Genomic DNA, 16,519 nt, shown 5'->3' on the forward strand with positions numbered 1-16,519 from the left:
AAGCCCGAGGATGACTAGGTTACGGGGTGCCACGGGTGCCAGAAGCGAGGTCGTGTCTTGATGGCCGACCCCTGGCCCGGCGGCTACTTTGGGCACCCTCGCTCTGCCCCCTCTTTCGTCATCCTCGGGCTTGACCCGAGGATCCAATCACAAACCCGAAGCCGCCTTCACCGCAGTTCAAAATACAAATCGCGCCAGTCCGGATTCATCTTCTCGATCAGATCGATCTTCCATTTCCGATACCAGCGCTTGAGCGATTTCTCGCGCTGGATCGCGTCTTGAATATTCCAGAACTCCTCGTACCAGACGAGTTGCTTGCAGCCGTATTTCGAGGTGAAGCCGGGCGTCAATGCCTCTCGATGCTCGTAAATGCGGCGTTCGAGGTCGGACGTCACGCCGATGTAAAGCGTTCCATGTTTGTGGTTGGTGACGATGTAGACATATCCCGCCATGCGAAAATGGTGCTTGCGTTGGATATGGTTCGTCAATCCGTCGGTTTTGAGGGGCGTTCGTCTGCTTGTGCTTGGATCCTCGGGTCAAGCCCGAGGATGACGAAGAGAGGGCAAGAGCGACGATGCCCAAAGTGGCCCCGGAGCGAGCGCTATCAAAGCACGACCTCGCTTTTTGCACCACGGACACACCCACCCGCTTCGTCATCCTCGGGCTTGACCCGAGGATCCAGACACGGCGGTCACAGACTACGGCTCAACAGACAGCGAGATATCGTACTCCCTTCGTACCCGCCGCCCCCAACGCAAAAGCCCCTCATTTCCCGTCGATTGACGCCGCGATCCGCTGCGCCTCAATTCCGATCTCGCGAAAAAGGCCTGTCGACACGGTGTTGAAGCCGCAAAAATAGAGACCGTCGTTTGCCGGCTGAAGCTGCCCGCGGCCCGGGCGGTCGGAGCCGGCAAATCTCTCTTCGAAATCCGGGAGCAGCGCCTCCAGCGCCGGCCGGTATCCGGTCGCCAGAACAATCGCGTCGAAGACATCCGAGCGACCATCGACAAAATGCACCCGCCGACCCTCTGACTTTGCGACCCCGGGAAACACCCGGATATCGCCCGACCTGATCCGTTCCACGGTACCGATGTTGATCAGAGGCGTGCGGCCGCGCTCCACGATCGTCGTCAGCGGCCCCTTCGCCGCCCTTTCCAGGCCGAACTTCACGAGATCCCCGAAACGCAGGCTGAGGATCGGCGCATTCACCGCATCGACCACCCGATAAGGGAAAAGCTGCTGGGCGATGGCGATGCTTGCGGTCGTCAATCCGAACAGCTCGAGGGGGACGATATTGACCGGGCCGCGCACCGACATGCCGACCTCAAGGCCAGCCTCTGCGCACTCGAGCGCGATCTCGCCTGCCGAGTTGCCGAAGCCGACGACGAGGACGCGCTCCGCCGCAAGCTCTGCTGCGTTCCTGAACTCGGAGGAGTGCAGAAGCTTGCCCGCAAACAGCTCCCGCCCCTCCCAGTTCGGCCTTATCGGCACGTTCGCAAGCCCGGTCGCGACAATGACGTTTCCCGCCTCGAAGACCTCGTCGGAAGCCTCGACGATCCAGTTCTTCTCCTTGCGGATCGCCGTCACGCACACACCAAACTTCACCTCGACGTCGTTCGAGACGCCATAGACCTCGAGATATTCAATCACCTGCAGTCGCGACGGATACCTTGGAAAATGCCGCGGCATCGGCATTCCCGGCAGAGCCGAGTGCATCTTGTGGGTGTGCAGTCGAAGACGGTCATAGTGGCGATGCCAGGAGGCGGCGAGCGTATCGCCTTTCTCCAGCACCAGAAACGACCGTCCCCGGGCGCGCAGAGCAGCGGCGCAGGCCAATCCCGCGGGTCCCGCACCGATGATGATTGTCTCTGCATCCGTCATTAGGGCCTCGAAGCGGCCAGAAGCCTGCGCCGATAAAAAGTGGACTAGCCGCGCCGGGCCGCTTCGATCGCCGCGACGTCGATCTTTCTCATGGTCATCATCGCATCGAAGGCGCGCTTGGCCTCGTCGCCGCCGACCGCCAGCGCCTCGGTCAGCACACGCGGCGTGATCTGCCAGGACAGGCCCCATTTGTCCTTGCACCAACCGCACTCGCTTTCCTGGCCGCCGTTGCCGACGATCGCGTTCCAGTAGCGGTCGGTTTCTTCCTGGTCGTCGGTCGCGATCTGAAACGAGAAGGCTTCGCTGTGCTTGAACGCCGAACCGCCGTTCAGGCCAATGCAAGGGATGCCGGCAACGGTGAATTCAACCACCAGCACGTCTCCCTGCTTGCCGTCCGGATAGTTTCCGGGCGCACGAATGACGGCACCCACTGCGCTGTCGGGAAAGGTTTCCGCGTAGAAGCGGGCGGCTGTCTCGGCATCCTTGTCGTACCACAGGCAGATCGTGTTCTTGGCCATTCCCAGATCCTTTCACTCTTGGCTTGCCTTTCCTGCCTGACATAAGAGGCAAGCCGCCTTTCTCCAGCTAGGGCGCGTCGATTTTGACGACATCGGCCAGAATCCATTTCTTGTCGAAGAACTCCTTCGTCGGACCATAGGCGCGGAACATCAGCTCGAACCCTCGTTTCGGATCGGTCGGCACCCAATTGGCGTCCTTGCCCTTCGGCGCCTTGGGACCGAAATAGAGATCGACGGAGCCGTCGCTGTTTTTTGCGAGATCGGGGATCTGCGACGAGCGGCTGGCGCGCGACACGTTCTTGATCAGCGCATGAGTCTGCCGGTCATAGGCCGTCACCGACCAATACTGCTGAACGGGAACATTGGCGGGCACATTGAGGCGATAGGTCTTGCTGCCGTCGAAGCCATCGCCGTCCTTGTCACGGATCGAGATCGAATAGAACTGACCGGCCCCGAGTCTCTTGATGCCGATATAGGCGTAGCTGTAGGTAACGCCGCGATCGTCGACCGGATAGGCATCCGGCTCATCGAAGTTGGCTTGTCCAGCCTTGATGAGATCTGGATAGGTCGGGAATGTCCACCGGCTGCTTTCGGTAAAGAACGGCGGCAGGCCGGCATCGTATTTTGCCTCCAGCAGTGTCTCTGCCTCCTTGATACCCTTGGTCAGCAAGGATTTCGTGTGCTGATCCGGCTCAAACGGCTTACCCTTCTCGATTCCGAGGGACTTCAACTGATCGATCATCACGCGGTCGCGGGCAATCCAGGGCTCTTCCTGGACGACGCGATTCAGGTTGTCGAAGAAGCTTTCGTCCCATCTGATCGTGGAGTCGAAGACGATATCCTTCACGTCGGAGAAAACGGTCTCCGGCGGATTGCCCGCAGCCGACAGCGGGTAGACCTTGAGCTTCTTTCCGTAATCGATGGAGGCCTGGACGTCGGCATCGCCATGGCTCGCCAGGTTCGAACGAAGCAGCATGTAGCCGCCGTAGACTTCGGACTGCAGCGGAATGAACCCGTCCGGAAGCTTGTCCTTGTAGCCAGGCGGCAGGACCACGAACTTGCCGCCCTTGCCCTTGTCGACGCCATGAAGGCCGGCGTCTTCCAGCGGCAATTGCCAAGCGGTGACAATGTTGGCGTTGAAGGAAGCGTCGCTTTCGGCTGGCGGCAGCTCGAGAACGACAGGGCCGTCCTTCGTGGTGAAGAAAACCATGAAGTACAGGGCATCAGGATTGGGCGTCAGCGTCTGGTTTCGCCAATCCAGCGGGCGGCCCCAGTAAATGACCTGCCCGATCTTCCCCGGCGTCTTGCCAAGCATTTCCTGCCGCATCAGGTCGTAATTGACCACAGGTATTCCCCAGACGACCGCCTGCACCGCCTTGCGCTCTATCTCCTGATCGAACGCCTGCCGCGCCGCCTTGTCGGCAGAAAGTGCGGGACCGGCGAGCAGCAATGTGCACAGTAAAGCGATGAACCTCATGGTGGCATTCCTCCGATCCTGATGCGTCTTGCGGAGTGAAGGCCTAAGACGCGCAAATCGGAAGTACGTTACGGTAAATCGGCCCCGCAAAAGACGGCCGCCATCAATCCTCTCAACAGCTTGACGGCGCGATTTTCCCCGCTCCCCAGCCCCGTGCCTACAATCCTTTCGCTTCCGTCGCCGGAGTGTTTCGCGAGACGTTCGCGGGCAGGCGGGAGCCGGCGCCCTGTCTGAAGCTGTAACGTGCAGTTAACGGCAGGGAGGCGAAAGCCGGGCATCGGGGTCAAAGCCGCTGCCGTCACAAGTCTCCCCCGGATGTTCCAGCACCCGGTTTGGTTCAGCCATGCAAGTCGGGGCAATTAAGCCCTGACGCAGCGAGACGAGGCGATCGCCTGAAGGACCGGAAGTCCTCAAGAACGCCGAAGGCCACGCAAATGCGGAGCCACCATAAACTAACCAGCGAGGTTCCGCATTTGCGTGGGCTCTCCAGATCGATGGGTTGAAACATGGCAGTGAAGCTGTCGTGGAGGAAGACGCATGGCCAGCAGACTGTTTCTGAAAAGACTTCTCGCGCTTCCGGTGACCGAGGTACTTGCCGTCGTCGAGGCCATGAACTGGGAGGACGGCGGGCTCGTCGCGGATGAGGAAAGGCACCGTCCGGGCGCATGCGTGATCACGCGGCTTGCCGCCAGCGAATGCGGCTTCTGGAAGGATTGCCCCGTCTCGGCCTGCCGACGGGCGCGCGCATGCCGAGGCAGATTGACCGCCGCTCAGCTGCAGCCGGATGCCGGTTACCACCGCCTCTTTCCGCCCTGCACGCGTGCCGAGGAGGATCGGCGCCAGGAGATCCTCCGTATGATGGGCACGATGCAGCAGACGGCGGCCGACGACACGGAGGAGTTCATCGATCTGGAACGACGCCTTGCGGATGCGGCCCGGCAGCAGCCGGACCTCAGGCCAAGGCTCAGTGCTTTTCCTGGTCGGTACGGCCTTCCGGCCGCGCCGAAATGCTGATGGCGAACGATGACCGGACCTCGCAAGGGCACAGAAGGCGTGCGCCGCTATGCCGTCAGCTGCGCAGACCAGGTGCCTCGTAGCCGGTGCGCTCGACGTATTCCGTGTAGCCGCCGCCATATTGGTGGATGCCGTCGGGCGTCAGTTCCAGCACGCGGTTGGAGAGAGCCGCCAGGAAATGCCGGTCGTGCGAGACGAAGAGCATGGTGCCCTCGTATTGCGACAGCGCCTTGATCAGCATTTCCTTGGTGTCGAGATCGAGGTGGTTGGTCGGCTCGTCCAGCACCAGCAGGTTCGGCGGATCGAAAAGCATCTTGGCCATCACGAGCCGGGCTTTCTCGCCACCGGACAGAACACGGCATTTCTTCTCGACATCGTCCCCGGAAAAACCGAAGCATCCGGCGAGCGCTCTGAGCGGCGCCTGTCCGGCCTGGGGAAAGGAATCTTCCAGCCATTCCAGCACGGTGCGCTCACCATCCAGGAGATCCATCGCGTGCTGCGCGAAGTAGCCCAGCTTGACGCTGGCGCCGAGTGCGACGCTACCCTGATCCGGCTCGGTGGAGCCTGCCACGAGTTTCAGCAGGGTCGACTTGCCGGCGCCGTTGATGCCCATGATGCACCACCGCTCCTTGCGGCGCACCATGAAGTCCAGCCCTTCATAGATGGTGCGGCTGCCGTACTTCTTGTGGACGTTCTTCAGGTTGATCACGTCTTCGCCAGAGCGCGGCGCCGGAAGGAAGTCGAAGGCGACGGTTTGACGACGCTTCGGCGGCTCGACGCGGTCGATCTTTTCCAGTTTCTTGACGCGGCTCTGCACCTGCGAGGCATGCGAGGCGCGCGCCTTGAAGCGCTCGATGAACTTGATTTCCTTGGCGAGCATCGCCTGCTGGCGCTCGAACTGCGCCTGCTGCTGCTTCTCGTTCTGCGCCCGCTGCTGTTCGTAGAAGCCGTAGTCGCCGGAGTAGCTGTTCAACGAACCGGCGTCGATCTCGATGATCTTGCCGACGATGCGGTTCATGAACTCGCGGTCGTGCGAGGTCATCAGAAGTGCGCCGTCGTAGGTCTTCAGGAAATCTTCCAGCCAGATCAGGCTTTCCAGGTCCAGGTGGTTGCTCGGTTCGTCGAGCAGCATGACATCAGGGCGCATCAGGAGAATGCGGGCGAGCGCCACGCGCATCTTCCAGCCGCCCGACAGCCCGCCGACATCGCCATCCATCATTTCCTGGGTGAAGCTCAAGCCCGCCAGCACCTCGCGCGCACGCCCCTCGAGCGCGTAGCCGTCCAGCTCTTCGTAGCGCGCCTGGACTTCGCCGTAGCGCTCGATAATCCGGTCCATTTCGTCGAGTTTGTCCGGATCGATCATTTCCGCTTCGAGTTCGCGCAGTTCAGCTGCCACGACGCTGACGGGGCCGGCGCCTTCCATGACCTCGGCCACAGCGCTACGGCCTTCCATCTCGCCCACATCCTGATTGAAGTAGCCGATCGTCACGCCCTTTTCGGCGGCGACCTGACCTTCATCGGGCTGCTCCTGTCCCGTGATCATGCGAAAGAGCGTCGTCTTGCCGGCGCCGTTCGGGCCGACGAGACCGATCTTCTCGCCTCTGTTGAGGGCTGCGGAGGCTTCGATGAAAAGGATGCGGTGGCTGTTCTGCTTGCTGATATTCTCGATACGAATCATGTCTGCGTGGAATCCGAAAGCGTTGCTATGCCCCTCGATGGCGCTGGCCGGGGCGTTTTGCGGCTCTCGCTAGCACGTTCACCGCGTCATGGCCAATCCCAGGCCGTACAGAGAAGCCTAAATCCGGAAAATGAAGCTCGTTTGAAGGCTGGGCGGAACTGCAACGGTCGGCAGAACTTTTCCACAATACGCCTTCGCCACTTGATCAGTCGATCAGCGATCAATTATGCGTTATCAGCGCGCCGGCAGGCGTTTCGCATATTTCGGGGATTGTCACATCATGGAAATTTTCACCTCTGCCGGGTTGCTGGCACTTCTGCAGGTCATTCTCATCGACCTCGTGCTTGCCGGCGACAACGCCGTCGTCATCGGCCTTGCCGCTGCAGGACTGCCGGCCGACCAGCGCAAGAAGGCGATCCTCGTTGGTATTCTTGCCGCCACGGTGCTGCGTATCGCTCTTGCCAGCGTCACGGTGCAGCTACTCGAAATCATCGGCCTGTTGCTGGCCGGCGGCATCCTGCTTCTCTGGGTCTGCTGGAAGATGTGGCGCGATCTGCGCAACGGGAGCGGCGCAGCCGAGGGGACCGAAGGCGGCGTGGCGGCGCCGAGGAAAACCTTCTTCCAGGCCGCCAGCCAGATCGTCATTGCCGACGTCTCGATGTCGCTCGACAACGTGCTTGCGGTCGCGGGGGCTGCCCGCGAACATCCGACGGTCCTCATCATCGGCCTGATCCTCTCGATCGCGATGATGGGTATCGCGGCGAACTTCATCGCGCGCCTGCTCAACCGCTACCATTGGATCGCTTACCTTGGTCTCGCCATCATTACCTACGTGGCGTTGAGCATGATCTATCGCGGCTCGCTGGAAGTCTGGCCGCACCTGGCGCCGGTCGCCGCTGCCGCCCTGGGCTGATCCGACAACGTTCGAATGGCCCCTCAGGGGCCGTTCACCAACTGCAGGACGAGGCGGCGGATGTTGCCGCCCTCGCTCATCTCCAGCTTGTCGAAGTCGCGGCCCTGTTGTCGCTGTCGCGCCGAGAGTTCGCCGAGCCGCTTCGTCAGTTCGACCCGGATCTTGCGGCAGTCCGGGTCATTGTCGGCGGAAAAGCCAACGCTCATCGCCTCGATATCCCGGACCATCTGCGTGATGTAGTCCCCGTGCACCCGCTCATGCGTTTCGATGCCTGTAATGAACGTCGCCCAGCTTGCCTGAACGGGCGCAGGAAGCTTCGCGGCGGGTTTCGGCAGCGTATAGGTGATGATGAGCTTCGGCCGGGCAACGGCCAGTACGCAGGCGTTCCCGCGATGCTCGTATTTTCTGGTCCAGGTCAGCTTGAACGTCGTATGCGCCACCGCGCGGCTGACGCCCAGCTGGGGGCCGCGCTCACCGATGGAATTGTACAGCGCCGCGCCGGAGCTGCCGGTCACCGCATAGGTCTGTATCTGTTCGACCGGCTGCCATTCCGCTCGTGCCGTAACCGGCTGCAAAGCGCAGGCCACGAGCAACCAACCAACCCATCCTGCCTTCACGCGAATCCCCTGGACAATGAGGCTCAGACCCTAGTCGGCGGGCGCTTCGCATTCAACCTGCGATCCGGGTGCAGCAATACGAAGTTTTGTCGAAACCTGCTGCTAACGGCCCGTCATAAAACCCAAAAAAAGCCTGATTATTCGAGAGCATCACGCTATCGGGCGGATTGCATGTCGCTTATCGAAATCCTCTGGCAACGATTTCACCGTATGATGCGCCATTCGAACGGGATGTAAGACGCCTGCCTGTGGGGGCAGTTCATAGATTGGGGTCTGCTGTGACAATCTATCTGCCTATCGCAGAATTGTCGGTGAACATCTTCATCATTCTCGGCATGGGGGCAGCCGTCGGCTTCCTCTCCGGAATGTTCGGTGTCGGCGGCGGCTTCCTGATTACACCGCTGCTGATCTTCTACAACATTCCCCCGGTCGTTGCAGTCGCCACCGGCGCCAACCAGGTCGTTGCTTCCTCCATATCGGGCGCCATCACGCATTTTCGGCGTGGGACGCTGGATGTGAAGCTTGGGACGGTGCTACTTGTCGGCGGCCTCACCGGCGCCACGGTCGGTATCTGGATCTTCTCCGTGCTGCGACAGATCGGCCAGCTCGACCTGATCATCTCGCTGCTCTACGTCATCTTTCTCGGCACCGTCGGCGGACTGATGCTGCTCGAAAGCGTCAACGCCATGCGGCGCGCGGCAAAGAACATCCCGCCGACACCGCGAAGACCCGGCCATCACCATTGGGTGCACAAACTGCCGCTCAAGATGCGGTTCAAGAAATCGAAGATCTTCCTGAGCGTGATCCCCGTCATCGCGCTCGGCTTCGGTATCGGCATACTGACCTCGATCATGGGCGTCGGTGGCGGCTTCATCATGGTTCCGGCCATGATCTATCTCCTGCGGATCCCGACCAACGTGGTTGTCGGCACGTCGCTGTTCCAGATCATTTTCGTGACCGCCTATACGACGGTCGTCCAGGCCGCGACGAACTTCTCGGTCGATATCGTGCTTGCGTTCATCCTGATGGTCGCCGGCGTCATCGGCGCGCAATATGGCGTGCGCGTCGGGCAGAAGCTGCGCGGCGAGCAGCTGCGTGCGCTGCTCGGGCTTCTCGTGCTTGCCGTCGGCCTGCGCCTCGCTGTTGCGCTTGTGGTGACCCCCGCCGATGTCTACTCCGTGGTCCTGGGGGCGAATTGATGCGCGGCGCCCTCACCGCCCTGCTGCTTTCCGTTGCGATGCTGCTGCCGGCGGCAGCGACCGCACAGATGTTGCTGCCCGGCCAGGCAGCGCAAACGACTGCCGAAGTGCTTGAGATCGGTACGTCCACCAGCGAGATCGCCATCACCTCTGATTTCCGCGGCGCGGATCTGACGATCTTCGGTGCGGTGACCAATACCGACAGCCTGCTCCTGGCGATCGGCCAGTATGATGTCGTCGTCGTCCTCGAAGGACCGCGCGAGGACGCGACCGTGCGCCGGAAGGAGCGAGTGTTCGGTATCTGGATCAACACCCGCTCGATGACCTTCGAGGCCGTGCCGCACTCCTACTCGATGTCGAGCTCCCGCATGCTCGATGACATCACTACACCGCTTGACCTTACCGACAGGGGAATAGGCATCGATCATATCCCGCTGACACCGGTCGGTTTCGTCGGCAATGCCAGCAATCTCGGTGAATTCCGGCAGGCGTTCCGCCGTTTGCAGGAGAAGGGCGGCCTCTATGATCGTGACCCCAGCGGCGTGCGCTTCGTCAGCTCCAACCTTTTCAAGGCGAGCCTGCGGTTGCCGGCGAACATTCCGAATGGCGTGCATACCGTGCGCGCCTATCTCTTCAAGAGTGGCAGCTTTGTAACCGAGAAGTCGGTTCCGCTGCGTGTCATCAAGACGGGGATAGAACAAACGATTACCGACGCGGCGCACGAACAGCCGATCGCCTACGGCTTGTTCGCCGTCCTGCTCGCGGTGATTACCGGCTGGGGCGCCAGCGTCGTGTTCCGCAAGGACTGATCAGGCAGATCGCGCCTTCCGCGTCAGGAGGTCGAGATGCGCCTCCACCAGCGGACACTTGCAAGCAGTTTCGAGGGAGGACGAAGAGATGAGGAAGCTTATCGTTTGGAATCTGATGACGCTTGACGGCTATTTCGAAGGCGAGAAACCTTGGGACATCGATTTTCACAATCTTGCCTGGGGTCCCGAACTGCAACACTACGCCGAGCATCTTGGTGAGGAAGGCGATCTGCTTGTCTTCGGTCGCAAGACATATGAGGGCATGGCCGCCTATTGGCCGACAGCCTCCGACGAGGACGGAGACAAGATCAAGACGTACATGAACGGCATTGCCAAGATTGCCGTATCGCGCTCGATGAAGACAGCCGACTGGAACAATACGCGCGTCGTAGCCGAGCCTGTTTCGGAACTGAAGAAATTGAAGGCCGAAGCGGGAAAGTCGATCTTCATTTTCGGCAGCGCCGAACTCGCTGGGTCCCTGTTGAAAGAGGGACTTGTCGATGAAATCCGCATCTGCCTCGTGCCGGTCATCCTCGGCGGCGGCAATCCGCATTTCAAACCGGCAAGCCAACAGCGTCCACTGAAGCTTCTCGACAGCACGACGCTCAAGAACGGTGCGGTGATCCTGCGCTATGAGCCGATCAGGGCGGCGTGATGGCTGCTGCCCTAGATGGCAGAGCACACGCAATTCGCATTCGACTAAAAACGCATCGTTAATGTTTACGAGTTAGTAATCTCTCCGTAGCGAGAGGTTTCTTGTAATGCGTATCCGTGCCCTCCCCGCCCTCGTGCTGCTTGCACTTGTTGCCGGCTGCGCGACGGCTCCCCAACAAACCCGGAACATCTGCGCCGTTTTCGAGCAGCGCGACGGAATGTTCACGAGCTGGCAGCGCGCGGCGGAAAAGACGGAGCGCAAATATGGAGTGCCGGTTCCGATCCTGATGGCGACGATGTATACCGAGTCCGGCTTCCAGCCCTATGCACGGCCACCGCGCACCAAGCTGTTCGGCTTCATTCCATGGACACGCCCATCCACCGCCTACGGCTACTCGCAGGCGCTCGACGGCACTTGGGATCATTATCAATCCGCTACCGGCAGCTGGGGCGCCCGCCGCACAAACTTCGCGGACGCGATCGACTTTATAGGCTGGTATCACTCGCAAAACAGCAAGTTGACCGGCATCCCGATCAACGACGCCTATAGCCTGTACCTCGCCTATTATTCCGGACCGAAAGGCTACAAGCGTGGCGACTGGCGCTCGAATGCGCAATTGCAGAAGACGGCGCAGCGCTTCTCCAACATGGCGGTTACCTATCAGCGGCAATTGCAAGAGTGCAATTGATACGCGCAGGAAGACGCGAAGAACATAGTAAATACTCTATACAATTTTGAAAAACGAAACAAAATTGGGTGGATCAGCGCCCACTGGCAGTATTGTTTGACAATACATTTGCAGTCATGGGATTCTCCCTGAATAGAATCAGGGGGATGGATGGCCGCAGAACGATACTTATACGATTACAGCTCCGACAGAGCCGTCATGTATGAGGCTGGCGACTATCTCTTTCCACTCTCCAGCAGCAAGGCAGAGCACTGGATCTCCGGCGACTATATCTTCTGCATGAAAACCCAGGAAATCTCGTTCTGGATCCTGGGAAACGACGTGTATGGTCACGTCGGCCGCGGTGAGCTGACGCGCCAGCCCCTCTACTATTTCGGTGATTGAACGAAGACCGCGAGATACCCGCAGCTCACCCGACCAGATTTCCAAACCTGACGGAATAGATCCTGTCGCGCCCCAAAAGATGGGCGATCAGCGAATTGTGGTCGAACAGGCCTTTCATCGCCTTGTGGCGAAGGTCGAGGCCACCGGTCATGACGCCAAACGCCGGCATCAGCAGGCGGGCGCCGTCTGTGGCGAAGCACGGGCGGCGGACCGATTTTTCGCGGCGGCGCACTGTAGCAGCCGGGTGCAGATGCCCGGCGATCTCTCCATTCTGCAGCCCGCCCTTCGGTTCATGCCGGAAGGTCAGCCCGCCATAGTGCATTTCATCGACGGAGGTCCCCGGCAGGTCCACGGTTCCATCCGGGTCGTGGTTGCCGTTGATCCAGATCCATTCGCGGCCGCGCGCCATTTCCGAAATCAGGCTGCGGAATGCCTCGGGCAGATGCGCCGAGCCGACGCGGTCGTGGAAATTGTCGCCGAGCGACACCACGAGCTTCGGATCGTAGCGGGTAATCACGGCAGACAGCACCGTCAGGGTCGCCAGCGTGTCATAGGGTGGCAGCATCATGCCGCGACGGGCGAAGGCCGCGCCCTTTTCGAGATGCAGGTCCGAGACGACAAGAATGCCGGCATCGGGCATATAGAGCGCGCCAAGCGGATCGCAGACGGCGGCGACACCATGCACGGAGGTCTCGGCGCCTGCCAATGGAGCCAGTCCGTTCATTTCACGCGCGAGCGCCAGGCGGTTCATCAATCCTGTCAGTCCCTGGTTTCAGGAGCGCCCCTTTCGGATCGCACCATATCTTTGTCTTGGGCCGGATGGTAAGTTGATACGAACCGATCCGGCACTCTTCTAGGCCAGCGCCTCGGCGATCAGATCGTCCGCCGCTTCCGCCAGCACCGCGTCGTGGGCTTCGCCGTGCACTGGCTCCTTGCCGATCTCCAGCATGACTGGCACCGCCAGCGGCGAGATATGGTCGAGCGCACGATGCGTGATGTGGCCCTTGATTCGCCTCAGCATATCGCCAAGCCGTGAAATATCCAAAAGCCCGGTCGCCGCATCCTGCCGTGTCGCCTGCAGCAGGATGTGATCCGGTTCGTGGGTTCTCAGCACATCGTAGATCAGATCGGCCGATACCGTGACCTGTCGCCCGGTCTTTTCCTTGCCCGGGTGACGGCGCTCGATCAAACCGGCAATCACGGCGCAATTGCGGAAGGTTCGCTTCAAAAGGAAGGATTCGTCGAGCCAGCTTTCGAGGTCGTCGCCCAGCATGTCCTCATCGAAGAGATCAGCGAGGCTGAGGCGGCCGTTGCGGATCATCATCCCCATGTCCTCGAAGCCCCAGATGCCGAGCGAATAATCCGTCGCGACGAAGCCGAGAGGCTTGGCTCCGGCCCGCTCGAGCCGCCGCGTCAGCAGCATGCCAAGCGTCTGGTGCGCCAGCCGCCCTTCGAAGGGATAGGTGACCATGTAGCAGCGGCTGCCGCGCGGGAAGGTCTCGATCAGCAGCTCGTCGCGCTTCGGCAGCATCGACTTTTCCTGCTGGATCGCCAGCCAGTCGCGCACCTGATCCGGCAGATGATGCCAGCGATCTGGATCTGATATCATCGAGCGGACCTGATCGGCCAGATAGGTGGAGAGCGGAAACTTGCCGCCGGCGTAGGATGGGATCTTCGGGTCCATCGAGAAGGCTTGAGAGGCCAGCGCCTCGTTCTCGCGAATGCCCTCGAAACGCAGTACCTTGCCGGCGAAGATGAAAGTGTCGCCAGGTGACAGCTGCTCGAAGAAATATTCCTCCATCTTGCCGAGCGTCGCACCGCCGCGACCGATCCGGCCGCCTTCGCCGCGCTTGACCATGCGAAGGTTGAGCATCGGGCTTTCAACGATCGTGCCGAGATTCAGCCGGTATTGCTGGGCTACCTGCGGGTTGGAGACCCGCCAGCGTCCCTCCTTGGTCTTACGAATGCGGGCGTAGCGCTCATAGGTACGCAGCGCATAGCCGCCCGTCGCAACGAAATCGACGACGCGCTCGAAGGTCTCCCACGACAGATCGGCGTATGGCGAGGCGCTGGTGACCTCGTCGTAGAGCTCCAGCATGTCGAACGGCTCGGCGCAGGCCATTCCGAGCACATGCTGCGCCAGTGCATCGAGCGCACCCTTGCCGACAGGCGGCGTGTCCTGCGCGCCGATGTAGTTCGCGTCGAGTGCCGCCTGGCATTCCATCACCTCGAAGCGGTTGGCGGGCACGAGGATCGCCTTCGACGGTTCATCCATACGGTGGTTGGCGCGGCCGATGCGCTGGGCAAGCCGCGAGGCGCCCTTCGGCGCGCCGACATGGACGACGAGATCGACATCGCCCCAGTCGATACCGAGGTCGAGCGTCGAGGTGGCAACCACCGCCCGCAGCCGGTTTGCCGCCATCGCGGCCTCAACCTTGCGTCGCTGGCCGACATCGAGGGAGCCGTGATGCAATGCGATCGGCAGGTTTTCGTCATTCACCGTCCAGAGTTCCTGGAACAGCATCTCGGCCTGCGACCGGGTGTTGACGAAGAGCAGTGTCGTCTGGTGTTCGAGGAGCTGCTTGTAGACGTCGGGGATCGCATACTTCGCCGAATGGCCGGACCAGGGGATGCGCTCCTCGGTCGAGAGGATCGAAATATCCGGCTTGGCGCCGCCTTCGACGATGACCAGTCCGGCATGGTGGTCCTCGCCTTCCCGCTGCGCGACCAGCCATTTCTGCAAGTCCATAGGGTCGGAGACGGTAGCCGAAAGGCCGATTGTCTGCAGGGCGGGCGCCAGCCTTCGCAGGCGGGCAAGGCCGAGCGAGAGCATGTGACCGCGCTTCGAGGTAACGAGCGAATGCAATTCGTCGAAGACGATGTACTTCAGGTCTTTGAAGAAGCGCTCGGCCTCGTTGTTGGCGAGCAGCAAGGCCACCTGCTCCGGCGTCGTCAGCAGAATGTCGGGTGGGTTCAGCTTCTGTCGCTGGCGTTTGGCCACGGGCGTGTCGCCGGTGCGGTTCTCGACCGTGACAGGCAGCCCCATCTCCTCGACCGGCTTCATCAGGTTGCGCTCGATGTCGACGGCGAGCGCCTTCAGCGGCGAGATGTAGAGCGTGTGGATGCCGGTAAACGCCGAGCCGGGCGGGATCTTGCCGCGGCGCGTCAGGTCGGTCAGCGACGGCAGGAAGCCGGCGAGCGTCTTGCCGGCGCCGGTTGGCGCGATCAGCAGCGTGCTATCGCCAGCCTCGGCGCGGGCCAGCAATTCCAGCTGATGGGCACGCGGGCGCCAGCCCTTGTCCGCGAACCAGCGGGTGAAAGGCGGAGGCAGGCCAATGCGGGCTTCGGAATCGATCTGGTCCACGGCGCTAAAGGTAGTGCACCGACTGCCGAAATAGAATGGCGGACCCGCGCGCTAGAGGAAACGATGCGGATGGAAGGGCTCGGGATCGGCGAAGGTCTCGTTGCCGGCCATCTGTTCGGCCAGCAGCCGACCACTGGCCGGGCCGAGCGTCAGGCCGTGATGCGCGTGGCCGAAATTGAACCACAGACCGCGATGGCGCGGCGCCGGGCCGATCACCGGGCGCATGTCCGGCAGGCACGGACGCAGGCCAAGCCAGGGCGTCGCTTCCACCGGCTCGCCGAGCGGGAAGAGTGCACGGGCATGTTTCTCGTCGCGGCGGAGCTGGATGGTGTTGGCAGGCGCGTCGGGCGCGGCAAATTCGATGCCTGTCGTCAGCCGGATACCACGCGCCATCGGCGCCAGCACGTAGCCGGCTTCCTCGTCGACGACGGAGTGGCCAAGTGGCTGGCCTTCGCGCTGCGCATAGTGCCGGTGGTAGCCGCGCTTGACCGCCAGCGGCAGGGGATAGCCCAGCTTGCGGAAGATCAGCCCGGATTGCGGGCCAAGCGCGACGACGACTTCGCCGGCTTCGATGATCTCGCCTTCATCCGTCGTGATCGACCAGCCGTTCTTTTCCTCGCGCAAGGCAGAAGCGTCGGCGCGGACCATCTTGCCGCCTGCTGCGGTGAAGAGGTTCGCATAGGCTGCCGTCAGCGCCTGCGGGTCGGTCACCGTCTTTGGGTCGAGCCAGTGCACGCCGCCGGCGATGCGACTGCCGTTCGCGGCAAAGGCAGGCTCCAGCGCCAGAAACTCGGCCTTATCGAGGATGCGGATCGCCAGGCCGTGGGCAGACAGGCTTTCGGCCTCTGCTCGGGCGGCATCGAAACGGCGCGGATTCTTGTAGAACGACACCCAGCCGCGTTCACGGATGAGGTCGAAGGCACCGGCGCGGCCAATCAGCTTGTCGTGTTCGGTAACGCTGGCCTCGATCAAAGGCAGGAGCGCCTGCGTCGCTTTTTCCAGATTGGTCGGCGACGAATGCCACCAGTAGCGCGCCAGCCATGCTGCAATACGCGGCAGGTAGGCCGGGTCGTAACGAACATCCGACGAGGTGTTCAGCGCATACTTGGCGATGGCGCCGAGCTGCCGCGGAAAGGCGTAGGGAATGACGGAGGAGCGCTCGATCAGCCCGGCATTGCCGTAGCTGGTACCGCCGCCCGGCTCGCCGCGATCGGCCAGCACGACGGAGCGGCCGCGATCCTGCAAATGAATGGCCGCACTGACGCCGACAATGCCGGCACCGAGGACGAGGATATCTGTTTTCATCGGATGGACTTGGTCAA

At 61.5% G+C, this 16,519-nt stretch carries 16 protein-coding genes; 7 read left to right on the forward strand and 9 right to left on the reverse strand.

The genetic code is table 11. The features are described from left to right. Window positions 1-167 precede the first annotated feature (167 nt). The 4 genes from JNB88_RS00540 to JNB88_RS00555 form a co-directional block, all read right to left on the reverse strand. Window positions 168-452 carry a GIY-YIG nuclease family protein gene (locus tag JNB88_RS00540; RefSeq protein ID WP_220354243.1) on the reverse strand — a complete coding sequence of 95 codons (285 nt, stop codon included), beginning with the start codon at window positions 450-452 and terminating at the stop codon, window positions 168-170. A gap of 313 nt (window positions 453-765) precedes the next feature. After that, window positions 766-1,881, reverse strand: coding sequence for a flavin-containing monooxygenase (locus JNB88_RS00545; RefSeq protein ID WP_220353861.1), 1,116 nt, complete (start codon window positions 1,879-1,881; stop codon window positions 766-768). A gap of 44 nt (window positions 1,882-1,925) precedes the next feature. Beyond that, complete coding sequence (locus JNB88_RS00550) at window positions 1,926-2,399, reverse strand: VOC family protein (protein WP_220353862.1); 474 nt, start codon at window positions 2,397-2,399, stop codon at window positions 1,926-1,928. Window positions 2,400-2,466: 67 nt separating this feature from the next. After that, window positions 2,467-3,876, reverse strand: coding sequence for a DUF1254 domain-containing protein (locus JNB88_RS00555; RefSeq protein WP_220353864.1), 1,410 nt, complete (start codon window positions 3,874-3,876; stop codon window positions 2,467-2,469). Between the two features lie 537 nt (window positions 3,877-4,413). Between JNB88_RS00555 and JNB88_RS00560 the strand changes: the two genes are divergently transcribed. Further along, window positions 4,414-4,890, forward strand: coding sequence for a hypothetical protein (locus tag JNB88_RS00560; RefSeq protein WP_220353865.1), 477 nt, complete (start codon window positions 4,414-4,416; stop codon window positions 4,888-4,890). Window positions 4,891-4,945: 55 nt separating this feature from the next. On the opposite strand, the gene JNB88_RS00565 is transcribed toward JNB88_RS00560, so the two are convergent. Then, the gene (locus JNB88_RS00565) at window positions 4,946-6,568 is read right to left on the reverse strand and encodes an ABC-F family ATP-binding cassette domain-containing protein (protein WP_037138134.1); all 1,623 of its coding nucleotides are present in this window, start codon (window positions 6,566-6,568) and stop codon (window positions 4,946-4,948) included. A 280-nt stretch (window positions 6,569-6,848) separates the two neighbouring features. On the opposite strand from JNB88_RS00565, the gene JNB88_RS00570 reads away from it, so the two are divergent. Further along, window positions 6,849-7,481 (forward strand): TerC family protein, encoded by a 633-nt coding sequence (locus JNB88_RS00570; protein ID WP_037138150.1) that lies wholly within the window; start codon window positions 6,849-6,851, stop codon window positions 7,479-7,481. A 23-nt stretch (window positions 7,482-7,504) separates the two neighbouring features. On the opposite strand, the gene JNB88_RS00575 is transcribed toward JNB88_RS00570, so the two are convergent. Continuing rightward, window positions 7,505-8,098, reverse strand: a complete 594-nt coding sequence (locus JNB88_RS00575; protein WP_338110949.1) for a DUF922 domain-containing Zn-dependent protease — start codon at window positions 8,096-8,098, stop codon at window positions 7,505-7,507. Window positions 8,099-8,376: 278 nt separating this feature from the next. On the opposite strand from JNB88_RS00575, the gene JNB88_RS00580 reads away from it, so the two are divergent. From JNB88_RS00580 to JNB88_RS00600, 5 genes are all read left to right on the forward strand, one after another. Next, window positions 8,377-9,297 (forward strand): sulfite exporter TauE/SafE family protein, encoded by a 921-nt coding sequence (locus JNB88_RS00580; protein WP_220353866.1) that lies wholly within the window; start codon window positions 8,377-8,379, stop codon window positions 9,295-9,297. Beyond that, a complete protein-coding gene (locus JNB88_RS00585; protein ID WP_220353867.1) occupies window positions 9,297-10,106 on the forward strand; it encodes a TIGR02186 family protein in 810 nt (269 codons plus the stop codon). The genes JNB88_RS00580 and JNB88_RS00585 overlap by 1 nt, the downstream gene beginning before the upstream one ends. A gap of 88 nt (window positions 10,107-10,194) precedes the next feature. Next, window positions 10,195-10,761, forward strand: a complete 567-nt coding sequence (locus JNB88_RS00590; protein WP_037138128.1) for a dihydrofolate reductase family protein — start codon at window positions 10,195-10,197, stop codon at window positions 10,759-10,761. A 106-nt stretch (window positions 10,762-10,867) separates the two neighbouring features. Further along, window positions 10,868-11,449 carry a transglycosylase SLT domain-containing protein gene (locus JNB88_RS00595; protein WP_220353868.1) on the forward strand — a complete coding sequence of 194 codons (582 nt, stop codon included), beginning with the start codon at window positions 10,868-10,870 and terminating at the stop codon, window positions 11,447-11,449. Window positions 11,450-11,599: 150 nt separating this feature from the next. After that, window positions 11,600-11,833: a hypothetical protein gene (locus JNB88_RS00600; protein ID WP_220353869.1), complete on the forward strand. Its 234-nt coding sequence runs from the start codon at window positions 11,600-11,602 to the stop codon at window positions 11,831-11,833. 25 nt (window positions 11,834-11,858) lie between these two features. On the opposite strand, the gene pdeM is transcribed toward JNB88_RS00600, so the two are convergent. The 3 genes from pdeM to JNB88_RS00615 form a co-directional block, all read right to left on the reverse strand. Next, window positions 11,859-12,584, reverse strand: a complete 726-nt coding sequence (gene pdeM / locus JNB88_RS00605) for a ligase-associated DNA damage response endonuclease PdeM (RefSeq protein ID WP_220354245.1) — start codon at window positions 12,582-12,584, stop codon at window positions 11,859-11,861. Between the two features lie 102 nt (window positions 12,585-12,686). Beyond that, window positions 12,687-15,197: a ligase-associated DNA damage response DEXH box helicase gene (locus JNB88_RS00610; protein WP_220353870.1), complete on the reverse strand. Its 2,511-nt coding sequence runs from the start codon at window positions 15,195-15,197 to the stop codon at window positions 12,687-12,689. 51 nt (window positions 15,198-15,248) lie between these two features. After that, window positions 15,249-16,502 carry an NAD(P)/FAD-dependent oxidoreductase gene (locus tag JNB88_RS00615; RefSeq protein WP_220353871.1) on the reverse strand — a complete coding sequence of 418 codons (1,254 nt, stop codon included), beginning with the start codon at window positions 16,500-16,502 and terminating at the stop codon, window positions 15,249-15,251. Window positions 16,503-16,519: the final 17 nt, after the last annotated feature.

The sequence above is a fragment of the Rhizobium cauense genome (assembly GCF_019511525.1).
Classification (GTDB): Bacteria; Pseudomonadota; Alphaproteobacteria; order Rhizobiales; family Rhizobiaceae; genus Rhizobium; species Rhizobium cauense.